Source organism: Aquabacterium sp. (genome assembly GCF_029946005.1).
Taxonomy (GTDB): Bacteria; Pseudomonadota; Gammaproteobacteria; order Burkholderiales; family Burkholderiaceae_C; genus Aquabacterium.
Map to the genome: position 1 here is coordinate 13,480 of NZ_JAQSDR010000025.1, position 14,336 is coordinate 27,815.

The following is a 14,336-nucleotide window of genomic DNA, read 5'->3' on the forward strand; positions in this document are numbered from 1 at the left end:
TCAAGGACCCTATGGACCTCCTTCCACTGCGCAATGAGCAGGACATTCTGACCTTTGAACAAGCAGCACCTCTGGAGGCGCGCATTCCGCACACCGTGTACGAGGTGTTCAAGCGCAGGGGTGACGAGTCCCCCGCGTCGATGGCCTTGTCAATGGTGATGACGGGTGAGAATGACGAAGCCGTCCATCATGTGAGTTATGGGCAATTGCTCGCCGGCATCACCGCAGCTGCCAACCTGTTTGTGGACATCGGTGGGGTAGGGCTTGGTGTGGCCTATATGCTGCCCGCCCTGACCACAACCCATGAAGTGCTCTGGGGCGCGGAGACCGCCGGTTATGCCGTGCCGCTCAATCCCATGCTGAATGTGGAGGAGCTCGTCTCGCTCATCCAGGCCTCTGGTGCCAAGGTGCTGGTCAGCACAAGCCGTGAGATGTCGGCAGAGCTGGCCACCAAAGCAGAGCAGATCCAAGCGCGCATCTCCGCGCTCACAGTGCTATGTGTGGGCACTGGCCAGAACGAGCTTTCCGTGGGAAAAGGTGTGAACGACTACCAGTCAGCCATCTCCAGGCAGCCCTTTGATAAGCTGGCCTTCGATCGCCTGCATGACCCCGACGCCATCGTCGCGTACTTTCACACGGGTGGCACCACGGGCATTCCCAAACTGGTCGCCCACACCAACAAGAACCAGCTCACTGCCGCACTGGGTGCAGCCGTGATGCTGGGCATCACTGCTGATGACGTGGCAAGCAATGGCATGCCGCTGTTTCACGTCGGAGGCACCATTGCCTCCAGCCTGGCCTTCTTCATGCAGGGCGCACGCGTGGTCATGCTGTCGCCAACAGGCATGCGCAACCCAGCCATGATCAACAACTTCTGGCGCATCGTCGAACGGCAGAAGGTCACCATCTTCGGGGCAGTGCCTACTGCGCTGAGTGCCCTTTTGAACGTGCCAGTGAATGGTGACCTGAAGCTGGTGCGTTTTGGCATCACTGGCGCCGCCGCCATTCCGCGCAAGGTGGCTGAAAGCTTCATGGCCATGACCGGCCGCCGGCTGCATGAAGTTCTGGGCATGACTGAAAGCGGCGGGGTGACGGCCATCGACCCCGCGGCCGGGCAGCCGACGCTGGGCTCCGTGGGCCTGCGCCTGCCGTACACCCAACTCACCGTACGCCGTCGTGGGGAAGATGGTCAGTGGTCACAGGAGTGCGCCACCGGTGAGATCGGGGTGTTGTTTGTCCGAGGACCTCATGTGTCACCGGGCTACATCGGGGCGCACACCCCTGCTGAAACACCTTTTGGACAAGGTGAACTCAACACCGGCGACCTGGCTTTCAAGGACAGCGAAGGCAAGTTGCACATTGCCGGGCGCGCCAAGGACCTGATCATCCGCAGCGGCCACAACATCGACCCTGCGATGATAGAAGCAGCTTTTCTCGAACACCCCTGCGTCGCGGCGGCCGCCGCAGTGGGCCAGATCGACGCCTACGCCGGAGAGTTGCCGGTCTGCTACGTCGTGCTCAAGCCCGAAGCCCAGGAATCCGCGCTGGCATTGGCGGATTTTGCAAAAGTGCGCATCAACGAACGTCCGGCCTGGCCCAAGGCGGTTTACCTGATCCAGACGCTTCCAGTGACCACCGTCGGCAAGGTCTACAAGCCAGCCTTGCGTGCCGATGCGGCCAGTCGCGTGCTGACCGATGTGCTCGGCCCGCTCGCCGGCGCGGCCTTCGTGGGGGTGTCGGTCGTGGAAGGTGGCCCGAGAGGCCTGCGTGCGACCGTCCACCTTAAATCGCCGTCGGCGGATGTCCTCGCCGCCGTTGATGGTGCCGTGGGCCACTACCTCATCGATTGCCAAGTGCAGCAGGACTGAGAGGTCGACCGAGAAGGTTCATCCATGCAACCATACGAGTCCACCCAGTCATCGCAGATTTTCTTTTCCACGCCACAACAACGCATTGATCTGGCTCGCCAGCAGTTCTTTGACGAAGGCAAGCGTCCTACCGGCCTGGTGGGCGAAGAGGTGATCCAGTCATGGGGACGCTGCCTCAACTCACGCCGCAGTCCGGGCGACAGCTTGATGCTGGAGCCCGTCACCGCCAAACGGGTGCATGCCACCCTGGGCCGCAACCGCCAGTTGCTGGCCGCTGCCTCCACGGAACTGACCGAATTGGAAGCAGCGCTGGCCGGTACTGCCTGCTGTACCTTGCTGATGGACGCCACTGGTGTGCTCGTTCATGCAGGCCGCTCGCTACAGCGCGAGGCACATCAGTTGATGCCTGCCTTGTGCCGTGTCGGCGTTAACCTGGCAGAAGGGTTGGTTGGAACCAGTGCTCCCGGCATCGTGGTGAAGACCGGGCGGGCTTGCGCCGTGCAGGGCAGGGAACATTACCTCGATGACGCGCAGGCCTTGCACTGCGCAGCTGCGCCCATCCGAGACCCCACTGGCGCGCTGACCGCCGTGTTGAACCTGTCCACGGAGTCGAGTCCTTTCGGCTTTGACGCCATGTCGCTGGTCATACAACACGCCACCGCCATTGAAAACCGCCTTCTGCTGGCGCGTGCCGAGAACGAGCTGGTGGTGCATTTCCACACCAACCGCAAGCTGCTGAACACCCCTTTTGAGGCGCTGGTCGGCACCACCGACGATGGCCGCATCGCCTGGGCCAATGCCTTGGCGGCTCGCTTGATGGGCCGTTCAGGGCAGGATGTGGTGTCGTGCTTTGGCATGCGCATGGCGCCATGGGAGGGCCTGCTTGGCAAGGATGAGCCTGCGCTGGTACATCTGCCCAGCGGGCTAGCGGTGTGGGCCCGTGTCAGCTTGCATGTACAGGGCCAATTCGCGGCCAGGCGCTGGGTCAAGCTCCAACCGGGGGGCCAGCCTGACGTGACGGCCACCGCATTGCCTCAGCCGGTGACGGCCAAGGCGGCGGAAGAAGCCCCGCCAAGGCCCGGCGTCGACGTCAGGCTCGGCGATCTGGGGCGGCATCACATCGAATGCACGCTGCAGGCATCGGGAGGCAATGTCTCCAGGGCGGCACGCATCCTTGGGGTGTCGCGCGGACTGATTTACAGGTATTTGCGAGCGCCGACTGTTCCATAGTGAAACAGGGAAAGTACCTGGCATCGAAAGCAAGGGGCCTCAACCTACGCTCATGGCTCGTCAATCTACGGAGTATTGCCATGGAACTCGCCAGCGCCCGCCACCTGCTCTCGGCCCAAACCACTGAATTTCTGGACCGCACTCATCACCAGATGTTGATCGATGGCGCGTGGGTGCCTGCCGCCAGCGGCGCGCGCATCGAGGTCATCAATCCTGCCAGCGAAGAGGTGATCGCCACCGTGCCGGCCGCAGCCACGCAGGACGTGGAGCACGCGGTACAGGCAGCGCGCCGCGCCTTCGAATCGGGCCCCTGGCCCAAGCTCAAGCCGGTGGACCGTCAGCGTCTGATGCTCAAGCTGGCCGACCTGATCGAGGGGCAGGCCCAGACTTTTGCCGAGATCGAATCGTTGGACAACGGAAAGTCCGCGGCCATCGCCCTGGCCGTGGATGTGGGCCAAGCCATCGACGTACTGCGCTACATGGCGGGTTGGGCCACCAAAATCGAAGGGACTTGCACCCAGGTCTCTGTGCCCTACATGCCGGGTGCCGAGTTCCTGAGTTACACCCGACGCGAAGCCGTGGGCGTTGTCGCGATCGTCATTCCCTGGAACTTCCCGCTGATGATGGCTGTGTGGAAGCTGGGCCCGGCGCTGTCTGCAGGCTGCACGGTGGTGCTCAAGCCCGCTGAACAGACGCCGCTGAGCGCGCTAATGCTCGGCGAGCTGATTCAGCAGGCCGGGTTCCCTCCGGGCGTGGTCAACATCATCACCGGCGATGGCAGGCATGCCGGCGCCCCGCTGGTGCGCCATCCATCGGTCAACAAGGTGAGCTTCACCGGATCCACCGAAGTGGGCAAACTCATCGGCCACGCGGCCGTTGACAACATGACCCGTTTCACGCTGGAGCTGGGCGGAAAATCGCCTGTCATCGTGCTTGACGACTGCGACCCGACGACCGCTGCGGCGGGCGCGGCACAGGCCATTTTCTTCAACCATGGTCAGGTGTGTTGCGCAGGCTCGCGTTTGTACGTACACAAGAAGATTTTCGACCGCGTCGTTGCCGACGTGGCCTTGATCGCGGAGCAGATGCCCATGGGCCATGGGCTGGATCCAGCCTCACAAATCGGACCGCTGATATCTCGACCCCAGCTGGACAGGGTGTGCAGCTACATCGAAAGCGGTATTGAGCAAGGCGCTACCTTGATCGCTGGCGGGCAGCGTTCTGATCTGCCGGGCTACTACGTGCGTCCCACGGTGATGGCCAATGTGAACCCCTCCATGCGCATCATGAAAGAAGAGATCTTCGGCCCCGTGCTGACGGCCATGCCTTTCGATGACCTGGATGACATCGCGGCCTGGGCAAACGACACGCCTTATGGCCTGGGGGCCAGCATCTGGTCGAACAACTTGTCCAAGGTGAACAGGCTGATCCCCAAGATCAAGGCGGGTACGGTCTGGGTGAACTGCCACAGCGTGCTCGACCCGGCCATGCCCTTTGGGGGATACAAGCAATCGGGGATCGGTCGGGACCTGGGGAAAGCCTCACTCGAGTCCTACCTGGAGACCAAATCGGTGATTATCGCGGTCTGAAACCAGCCCGGCCTTGTCAACGGGGCCTCAAGGAAGTCAAGTATGAAAGCTGTTGTTTGCAAGGACCGGGCAATGTCCGTCATGGAGCGCCCGGATCCCCTTCCGGGCCCTGGCCAATTGCTCGTGAAGGTGCTGCGCTGCGGGATATGCGGGAGTGACCTGCATGTGCGTGATCACTGTGACCACTGGGGCCGCATGATGAAAAGCCAAGGCTATCGCGCGTCGATTGGTTCAGACCAGGAGATGGTGTTCGGGCATGAGTTCAGCGCGGAAGTCATCGATGCAGGTCCAGGCACCCGCACCCGTTTGAAGCCAGGGACGGCTGTCGTGGCGCTTCCCCTCATCAGGCGAGGGCTGGACATCGAATTGCTGGGTCTATCAGCGCACTCGCCTGGGGCCTATGCAGAACGGGTTGTGGTGCAAGAGACCATGACCATGCCCATTCCCAATGGCTTGCCAGCCGCTGATGCTGCACTGACCGATCCGATGGCAACGGGTCTGCACGCGGTCTTGCGCGGGGAGGTTACACGCAAAGACGTTGCCATCGTCATTGGTTGCGGCCCTGTGGGCCTTGCGGTCATCTGCATGTTGAAGGCCAAAGGCGTGAGCAAGATCATCGCCAGTGATTTCTCGCCCGTGCGCCGCGCCATGGCAGAACATTGCGGCGCCACTTTGGTGGTCAATCCCGGCAAGGAGTCTCCGTATGCGCAGTGGCGGGAACTGGGCTTCATCAACGATGTGGCGGGTGCTTTCGAGCTGGGCATGAGCTCCAAGGAGCAGCTAGACCAGTTCCCTTTCCCCTGGTGGCACCTGTGGTCGGTCGGCGAGCGTCTGGGCATTGGCAAGACCCGACCGATCATCTTCGAATGTGTTGGCGTTCCAGGCATCCTGCAGTCCATCATCGCAAGCGCGCCGCAGTTCTCCCGCATCGTGGTCGTCGGCGTGTGCATGCAGACAGACGCGATTGAGCCGGCCATGGCCATCAACAAAGAGATCGACATTCGATTCTCCTTGGGCTATACGCCATTGGATTTCCGGCAGGCACTGCACATGATGGCCGAGGGCAAGGTTGATGCAGCCCCGCTGATCACTGGGACCGTCGGGCTGCATGGCGTCGAAAGTGTGTTCGACATGCTGGCCAAAGCACCAGACCAAGTCAAGATACTGATTGATCCCTCCTCAGAGGCCGTGATATTGTGATTGCCGTCCTCCCATTCCTTAGGGATACCTGAGACACGTCGGAGGCGCATGGAGACAATTTGCCAAATCCAAGTCGATATTCCTAACGCACCGGATCTTGTGCTGGACCTTTTGGCGGCGCACGGCGCTGCACTCTCAGGGCAGGTCATTTGTGGTGCTGGCCAATTGCTAGGGCACCGTGAATCGACCATGCGCGTAGCAATGACGCGTTTACTGGCGGGAAAGAAGGTACGGCGAGCCGCCCGTGGTCTGTACATCCTGCATCGTCCGGGTTTAACACTTGCAAACGCGCTGGACGCGTGGAGCCAAGAAATGTCCGATGAGGTTGCCTGGCAAGGTGACTGGGTTGGCGTGCACGATGCAGCCGTGGCACGCTCCGATAAGACCTCGTGGCGGCGCCATCAACTGGCCTTGTCCCTGCGAGGCTTTGCCACTCTTCAACATGGCCTCCAGTTGCGTCCGTGCAACCGAGCTGGGGGCGTTCATTCCGAACGCAGCAAGCTGCAGGCCTTGGGCTTGTCGCAACATGCACGTGTGTTCCTGCTCAGTCACCTGGAGGCCAGCGAGTTCCGCCATGCATCTGCGCTGTGGCCAGTACAAGAACTCGCTAAGCAGTACAAGGTGTTGCAGCAGGCCTTGACGGCGCACCTGACCATGCTGCCCCGTATGCCACGTGAGCAAGCTTTGAGGGAAACCCTTCTGCTTGGACGTACAGCCGTTTCCCAACTGGTGCGGGATCCGATGCTTCCCCCCGAGCTCATGTCACTGGCACCACGGGATGCTCTCGTTGGCAAGTTGCACGAGTACAAACGGGGCGCTCATGATGTCTGGGTGCGTTGGATGTAAGTCTGCAATATTACACATATAGGCAACAGTTGTGTAATATTGAAATAAATTTTAGGATGCGCTCCAACCTTTGAATGAGGCTTGGATATGACCATTTTGGAATTGATTGACAGGCAAGAACTGAAGCGATTGAGTGAGAAGTCGGACATCCAAGCGATCTGGATGACGGTGGCAAACTTCACGTTGATCGCCATTGGCTTTGTCATACCCATTTATTGGGAGCACTGGTTAGCCTGGTGCGTCGCTTCTGTACTGCTTGGTGCGCGTGCACTCGGTCTTGGTGTCCTCGTGCATGACACAGCGCATCAGACGCTTTTTTCGTCACGCGCGTTCAACGAATGGGCAGGCAAGTGGCTCTTCGGGGGCTTGCCCAACGTACCTTATTACGCCTATCGACAGGGGCACCTCACCCACCACCGTCATGCAGGAACTGAACAGGATCCTGACCTCGCTTTCGTCGCTGGCTATCCTGCCAGCGGTGCAAGCCTTGCAAGAAAGTTTTTGCGTGATGTGTCGGGCCTGAACGGCGTTAAGAACATCCTCTACCAAATTCAGACCTTCAAGCTGGGGTCCCAGGCCCCATTTTTGACCAGCCATGCCATATTGATCGGGCTTCTCTGGTCTGCAGGTCACCCTGAGGTTTACCTGTGCTGGTGGCTGGGCCAAATCTTCATATTCCCGCTGGTATTGCGGCTGCGTGTCATGGGTGAGCATGGCGGCGTGCCAGAGCACCTTCACCCAGACCCACGTCGCAACACGGCGACCACACTTGCGAATCCCCTTGCACGTTTGCTATGGGCGCCAAACTTCGTCAATTTTCATCTGGAGCATCATTTTGCAGCTGGCGTTCCCTCGTATCGACTCAAGGAAATGCACCACTTGATGGCTTCAAAGGGCTGTTATGAAGGTATGGGTTGTATTCAGCCATCGTATTGGGCTGTGATTAAGAGATGCTGGGGGAATCATCGAAACCAGCAGCCTATTATTAATCAAAGGGCCAAAGGCTCCCTTAATAACATGCAATGAATTGACCACACAAAAATATTTGCATTGCATTGCAATACCGGAGCCAGAAATTAGCACAGCATCTAACCTCAGAAGTCGAAGCATCTTAGTCACCGGCGCAGCTGCAGGCATTGGGCGGGCCGTGGCCGAGCGTTTTGCGCGCGAGGGGTGGTTTGTCGGCCTGTTTGATGTCGATGAGGCGGGTGGGCGTGCTGGAGTTGCAGCGACACCTGGGTCAATCAAACACGCACGCTGGGCGTTTGAACGTGTCCAACGCCAGTGAATGGGCTTTGCAACTGGCCTCTTTTGTCTTGGCCTCAGGTGGGCGTCTGGATGTGTTGGTCAACAACGCGGGTGTGTCCGTGACCAGCCTGTTCGAAGAGGTTCCATTGGCAAGCCATTACCGCTTGATCGACATCAACCTCAAGGGCGTAATCAATGGTTGTCACCACGCCTTGCCCTACCTCAAGCTCACGCCAGGATCCCGCGTGATCAACTTGTGCTCAGCCTCGGCCTTGTATGGTCAGCCCATGCTGTCGACCTATTCTGCGGCCAAAGCGGCGGTGCGCAGCCTGACTGAATCCTTGGACATTGAATGGCGCAGGCACGGGGTGCGCGTGGTGGACGTGTTGCCCTTGTTTGTGAACACGGCCATGGTGACCAACGACGTTCACAAGATGAAGACGGTGCAATTCCTGGGCATTCGCCTCAGCGCTGATGACGTGGCGCGCTGTATCTGGCGCATGGCCCAGCGGCCGAATTTCCGGCTGCCCGTGCACACGCCCGTTGGCCTGCAAACGAGCGCTTTTTATGCCTTGTCCAAGTGGTCACCCGAGTGGATGACCCGCTTTGTTACCGCCCGAATGGCGGGGTTTTGATCCGTCACGCCCAGCATGATGAATGCACTGATGACCCCTCAATTGCTTGGGATGCGCACGTTGGCTGATTTTGACCTGAGCCGAGCCCACTGCAGCCCTCAGGCCCGGCTGGATGCCACGCGCCAGGCCGCTCGTGTGCTGCGCGAGCGCATGTTGCGCGAGCCCGAGGTGCTGTTCTATCGCAGCTTCAACCTGATCCGTGCCCCGTACCCAACGTATTACGCCTTCTCCGGTGTCTATGCGCACAGAGGGTTCAAATTTCCCTTGGTGCACCTGCTCAATCGCTTGTTTGTGGTGCAGTACCTCGATCATGAACGCATGCTGCGCACGTTGATACTCTCACCAACCGATCATGAGGCCAACCGCCAGACGCCTTTCTTCAAGCGCCTGGCCAAGGGCATTCCAGAGTTTGTCAATCGCGTATTCGCGCCGCAGTACAACACGGTTGAGGGCGCCTTGGCCCAATGCGGCATCACCCCTGAGCAGGTGGATTACATCAGCTACGACCACTTGCACACCCACGATGTTCGCAAATGGCTGGGTTCGGAAGGCAGGCCCGCGTATTTTCCCAATGCCCGGTTGTTGGTTCATCACCAGGAGTGGGCCTCAGCCTTGAAGCTGCTACCCATTCAGGCAGATTGGTACTGCCCGCAAGGCATCGAAGGTATTGCGCCTGAGCGCGTCTTGCCTTTTGAGGGCAGCCTGAGCCTGGGGCCTGGCCTGGCATTGATTCATACGCCTGGGCACACAGAGGGCAACCATTCCATGGCGGCTCGCGTGCCCGATGGCATCCGTGTGAGCAGTGAGAATGGGGTGGGCGTTGATGCTTACGAGCCACGCAATTCACGCATCAATGCCGTGCGGCGATACGCCTTGAGCACGGGTGTCGAGGTCATTCTCAACGGCAACACCTTGGAAGGCAGCAACGACCAATACATCTCCATGGTGTTGGAGAAGACCCTTGCTGGCCCCAGCCCCAACCCCGATTACCCCAACTGTGCGACCTCCAGTGAGCGCACGCCTTTTTGGGCCTTTCCAGGCGATGTGGCCAGCCATCTATTTGGCGAGGCACACTTTGGCCAAGTTCAGGCCGCAGCCAAGTAAAGGTGCCACACATGAACAGGGCAGATACCGAGGTGCTGGTCACTGGTGGGTGTGGATTTTTGGGGCGTGCCTTGGTGGGGCAGATTCTGGCGCACACCAAATGGTCGGTGAGGGTGTTGGCCTTGCCTCATGAGCAGGCCCCCAACCATTGGGGGCTTCGTGTGGGCGTCATCCGTGGCGACATCACCAACTCGCAGGATGTGGACGATGCCGTGATGGGTTGTCGCACTGTGTTTCATCTCGCTGCCATGGTGGGTGACGCAGGGCGAGACGAGGACCATGAGCGAGTCACGGTGGGGGGTACCGCACACGTTTTCGATGCCGCCAGGCGCCATTGCTCAGCGGTGGTGCTTACCACGAGCATCTGTGCCTATGGTGATGCGATCCAGCGGGGCGTCTGCCACGAGGGCACATGGTTCGGCAAGGCGCAAGGCCCCTATGGCCGGGCCAAGCAGCGCCAGGAGCAACTGGCCAAGCGCTTTGCCAATCAAGGGGGCCGGGTGTGCGTGGTCAGGCCAGCGAACATTGTGGGGCCAGGCTCCGGGCCCTGGTTGCTGGATGCCGCGCATGCCTTGCGCCAAGGCATGCCCGCGCTGGTCGGCGGCGGGCGGGGGAACGCTGCCTTGGCGGTGGTGGACAACGTGGCCGATTTCTTGTTATTTGCCAGTACCCGCCCCGTGGCGTTTGGGCAGGTGTTCAATGTTCACGATGGGCTGCCCGTCACCTGGCAGCGCTACTTTGAGGATTTGGCTCGGCTGCTGAACGTACCCCCGCCTCGCTCGGTGCCGCGTGCATTGGCCTACCTCGGTGCGCATGTGAGTGAGCCCGTGTGCCGCTGGTGGAATCACCGCCAGCGCCCGCCTGTCACGCTGGAGTCACTCAACCTCATCGCCTGGAACAACCAGTTCCCCACTGACAAAGCCCGTGCGCTGGGCTGGGCCCCGCAGGTGTCCTACGAGATGGTTCTGGCGCAGTTGGCTCGGGACATTGCTCAACGCGGCCTGTGAGCAAGTTGTGAGTGTTCTATCAGGGACAGTGTGAGAATGATCCCGTGTTGGTGGCCACCAAAGTCCCGAATGATGCTACGCGGTCGTTTGACTTGAACGGCAAATCTACGTCCATTGGGGTAAGCATTTCGGTATCGGATGCGGTATCAGAGCTGCAGGAAATGATGTTGACTGACATGCAGTAACGCGCTTTCAAGCCTAGCGAGAAGCTCTACAAGGTCGCTGATCAGCTCGGCCTGTCAGCGGCCGTTACCAGGACCGGCGTGATCAGCTTTCGGTTTGACTAAGAGTTCAACCGGTGATAGGGCGATACGACTCGAACATTGGGGCCCGCAATACAAGGGCACTTGAAGCGCTGCACTGGGCGTGGTCGCGTGCAGCATTGAAGCCATGACCACGCACCTATGGCCCAGGAACCTTCGGTGCTTCTACTATGTACTGTGCAAGTTCGGCATTACCTTAGGAACTTGGGCGTCACCGGCCATGGCCTGGCTGTAAATCGAGACCCAAAAGAAGGCTTCACTCTTGCGCAAAGCCGTGGACAGCAGGTACATGCTCCCCCATGCCGCGTTCACAAGTTGTGTTGTTTCAGCAGATTCGTCAAGAAGGGCGCCTGGATGGCCAGGTTCGCATCGACCACCGGCTTGAAATAGGGGGTGAAGTGGTTGGCGTCCAGGAGGCTGGTTTGCACGTTCGGATTGCTTATCTTTTGAATCTTGCGCTCGGAGAACGGAGCGATCGAGTCCTGCATGGCTCCGATCAGCAGGATGGGCACGCGGATGTCCTTGATCCGCTTGATCGGCCGGTAGAAGGCCACGTTGAATACGGAACGGGCGGCCACCCGGTTGTCGTAGACGTGATTGTCTTCTTTTTCGCTCTGAAGCAAGGCCGCGTAGCCTCCATCGCTGGAGAAGGTGGCAAACTTTCCGGGGGGCGCCAATACGGGCATGTAGACGGGCCCGACGAGCATGTCTGCGCAGCCGTAGGCCAGAAAGCGCAGCATTCGCAAGGTGGGCACCGCCCTAACCGCCGACAGCCCGTCGAGCACCGGGATCTGGGCGATCGCACCCATCAGGTCGGGATGCTGGGCCGCCAAATCCACCACGTGCCCGCCGCCGAACGAGGAGCCCCATAGCACGATCCTGCCGGCATCTACCAATGGCGAACTCTTGAGATGTGCCAGCGCCGCATCGGCGTCCCGCACCCGTTGCCAGGGGTTGATGCGGTTCCTCGGCAGCCCTGCGCTGTCGCCCCAGCCTGGGTAGTCGAAGGTCATCACGGCGTAGCCCAGTTGGAGGAAACGCTCGTAGAAGTGCTTCGTCATCCCCTTTTGAATGCCGCCCCAGCCGTGCACCATGAGAATGGCAGGCAAGGCCTCGCCCTGGTTATCCAGCGGCACCCGCAGGGTGGCCGCGCACTGGACGCTTCCCGAGATGAAGGTGGACTTGATGGTGGTGAAGGTGGGTGCCATGTCTGACCGTTTTGTGTGTTGCGAAGACTGGTTCGGGGTGAGCCGAAGGTTTGATTCGGTGATGGTGTTCATTCGATTTCCTTTGGTTGCGAGCACTCGGGCTCTGTGGGACTGATTCCGCAGCGTGTCTTCTGCAGCACGTTCAGGGTTCGTTTGCTGTAGATGCCCTGTTTGGCGCCTTCCAGTCGGCCTTCGCGCAAGGCCCTGGCATAAGCCGCAAGGTGCTCCTTAGGCATGTCGTACCAGGTGGCGGCGGGGATGCCCGTTTCCGCCTGGGCCGCGAAGCCTTTGGCCCGGTCGAACTGGGCCGCCCAGAAGGCGCGGGATTGCTGGCCGAACCCTTCGGGAAAGCGCGCCTTGTACAGCACCAGTTGGATGGTGGGCATCATGACGGGCATGCGCACCACGGCACCCTTGCTGCCCATGCCTTTGGCCAGCTCGAAAGGCTTGTAGGTCATGGCCGGGAGGTGGACCAGGTCCACCATGCCGTTGTTGAATTTGGTGCCCACATTCATGACATCGACCGACACGGGCTGGGCGCCCAGCATCTGGATGAGCAGGCCTTGTGCCTTGTCATCGTCGAACACCGCCACCTTCTTGCCGGCCAGCGCTTCGGCCGACGTCAGGCTTCGATCGCGCAGCATGGGATAGGCCGCACCCAGCGGGAAGAGGCCGCCGATTTCGAAGGCGCCGTCCTGCATCAGCTGGTTGGCCTGCGGGCTGGAGAACACTTGGATGGCGCGGCGCAGCACTTCGTAGCTGCCAGGCATGTCGATGCGGCCATCGCGTACCACCGTGGTCGAGCCCATGCTGTCCAGAGAGCCTGCCAGCTTGTTGAACTGGCGAGCCTTGAAGCCGGTCATGAGCGCGGCCACGCATTGGCCGGTCCGGAAGTCTTCGACGGCGATGCGCTCATTGATGTAGCTCTTGAGTTCCAGGTCCACACCCTGTCGGCCCATGGCCACGGCGTAGTCCTGCGCCATGCTGTACGTGCTCCCGGCCGTGCCCATGATGTCCCACACGCACACCACGGGCTTGCCGGCGGCCCATGCGCCGCCTGCAAGCCCGGCCAGCGTTGGCAGCCAGACGATGGCGCGACGCAAAATTTTATGTTTCATATAAAAAATTCCTATACTTACTAGTACAGTAAATATCTTTGGTATTTACTGTACCGTCAAGTATCGTAAACACTGATCCACCGCAAAGGTAGGTCTTGCCATGTCGGCACGGCGGGCTCTTGTACGATTGCCCCTGACCACACAGGTGACCTCATGACCGACCACACCCTTTCTCCCGTCAAGCGGGGACGTCCGCGCGACCCGGAACGCATGCGTCGTGTCCTGCACGCCGCTACCCGGCAGTTTCTCGACCGTGGGCTTGAGCGGACCAGCATGGAGTCCGTCGCACGGGATGCCGGCGTCTCCAAGATGACCATTTACAGCTACTTTCCGAGCAAGGAAGCGTTGTTCGAGGCCGCGGTGAGCCAGCACACGGACCAGGTTATCGGGTTCATCGGCGTGGCCGACATGGACCCACACTGCCCTGCCGCGGTGCTCACCGCGCTGGGCAGAAGGTTCCTCGAATTCATGGGTGATCCCAACGTGATCGATGTGCAGCGCATCCTGTTCAGTCAGGGGGGGCAGCACCAGGAAATTCGGGAGGCGTTCTTCCGGCAGGGCCCGGACCGGCTGGCGCGGGAGCTCACGCAATACTTGCATTCGGCCTCACGGGTCGGCAGCTTGCAAGTGGGCCAGCCTAAAGCGGCCGCCGATCAGTTTCTGTCGCTGTTTCTGGGCAGACGACACTACTGCGCGATGCTTGGTTTACCGCTACCTTCCGACCAGGACGACACCGTGCTGCTTGAGGCCAACGTGACCCTTTTCATGCGTGGGTATGCCGCAATGTCGCCGAGGTGACCAAGGGTAAGAACCCAAGCGGTCAAGGAAGGAGACACTTGCCGCATCAACGGCAGCGAGACTTTCATCACCAATGGCGGGACGGCCACCTGGGCGTGACGGATCAAAACCCCGCCATTCAGGCGGTAACAAATCGGGTCATCCACTCGGGTGACCATCTGGACAAGGCATAAAAAGCGCTCGTTGCAGACCAACGGGCGTGTGCACGGGCAACCGGAGATT

At 60.2% G+C, this 14,336-nt stretch carries 12 protein-coding genes; 10 read left to right on the plus strand and 2 right to left on the minus strand.

The window, feature by feature from the left end:
• Positions 1-11: 11 nt before the first annotated feature.
• From PSV38_RS13170 to PSV38_RS13210, 9 genes are all read left to right on the plus strand, one after another.
• Entirely contained in the window at positions 12-1,868 is a 1,857-nt protein-coding gene (locus PSV38_RS13170) for an AMP-binding protein (RefSeq protein ID WP_300548112.1), read from the plus strand.
• 24 nt (positions 1,869-1,892) lie between these two features.
• Positions 1,893-3,098 carry a helix-turn-helix domain-containing protein gene (locus PSV38_RS13175; protein WP_300548114.1) on the plus strand — a complete coding sequence of 402 codons (1,206 nt, stop codon included), beginning with the start codon at positions 1,893-1,895 and terminating at the stop codon, positions 3,096-3,098.
• A gap of 80 nt (positions 3,099-3,178) precedes the next feature.
• Complete coding sequence (locus tag PSV38_RS13180; protein WP_300548116.1) at positions 3,179-4,687, plus strand: aldehyde dehydrogenase family protein; 1,509 nt, start codon at positions 3,179-3,181, stop codon at positions 4,685-4,687.
• Between the two features lie 81 nt (positions 4,688-4,768).
• Positions 4,769-5,887 carry a zinc-binding dehydrogenase gene (locus PSV38_RS13185; RefSeq protein WP_366526659.1) on the plus strand — a complete coding sequence of 373 codons (1,119 nt, stop codon included), beginning with the start codon at positions 4,769-4,771 and terminating at the stop codon, positions 5,885-5,887.
• Between the two features lie 48 nt (positions 5,888-5,935).
• Positions 5,936-6,733, plus strand: coding sequence for a PaaX family transcriptional regulator (locus PSV38_RS13190; protein WP_300548120.1), 798 nt, complete (start codon positions 5,936-5,938; stop codon positions 6,731-6,733).
• Between the two features lie 87 nt (positions 6,734-6,820).
• The gene (locus PSV38_RS13195; RefSeq protein WP_300548122.1) at positions 6,821-7,759 is read left to right on the plus strand and encodes a fatty acid desaturase family protein; all 939 of its coding nucleotides are present in this window, start codon (positions 6,821-6,823) and stop codon (positions 7,757-7,759) included.
• A gap of 167 nt (positions 7,760-7,926) precedes the next feature.
• Positions 7,927-8,616: an SDR family NAD(P)-dependent oxidoreductase gene (locus PSV38_RS13200; RefSeq protein WP_300548125.1), complete on the plus strand. Its 690-nt coding sequence runs from the start codon at positions 7,927-7,929 to the stop codon at positions 8,614-8,616.
• A 30-nt stretch (positions 8,617-8,646) separates the two neighbouring features.
• A complete protein-coding gene (locus PSV38_RS13205) occupies positions 8,647-9,720 on the plus strand; it encodes a hypothetical protein (protein ID WP_300548126.1) in 1,074 nt (357 codons plus the stop codon).
• 11 nt (positions 9,721-9,731) lie between these two features.
• Positions 9,732-10,727, plus strand: a complete 996-nt coding sequence (locus PSV38_RS13210; protein WP_300548128.1) for an NAD-dependent epimerase/dehydratase family protein — start codon at positions 9,732-9,734, stop codon at positions 10,725-10,727.
• Between the two features lie 571 nt (positions 10,728-11,298).
• On the opposite strand, the gene PSV38_RS13215 is transcribed toward PSV38_RS13210, so the two are convergent.
• Together PSV38_RS13215 and PSV38_RS13220 are read right to left on the minus strand one after the other, a co-directional pair.
• Positions 11,299-12,270, minus strand: a complete 972-nt coding sequence (locus PSV38_RS13215) for an alpha/beta hydrolase (protein WP_300548130.1) — start codon at positions 12,268-12,270, stop codon at positions 11,299-11,301.
• Positions 12,267-13,316: a putative solute-binding protein gene (locus tag PSV38_RS13220; RefSeq protein WP_300548132.1), complete on the minus strand. Its 1,050-nt coding sequence runs from the start codon at positions 13,314-13,316 to the stop codon at positions 12,267-12,269. Before PSV38_RS13220 ends, PSV38_RS13215 begins: the two co-directional genes overlap by 4 nt.
• A 153-nt stretch (positions 13,317-13,469) precedes the next feature.
• On the opposite strand from PSV38_RS13220, the gene PSV38_RS13225 reads away from it, so the two are divergent.
• Positions 13,470-14,114, plus strand: a complete 645-nt coding sequence (locus PSV38_RS13225) for a TetR/AcrR family transcriptional regulator (RefSeq protein ID WP_300548134.1) — start codon at positions 13,470-13,472, stop codon at positions 14,112-14,114.
• The last annotated feature ends 222 nt before the right edge of the window (positions 14,115-14,336 follow it).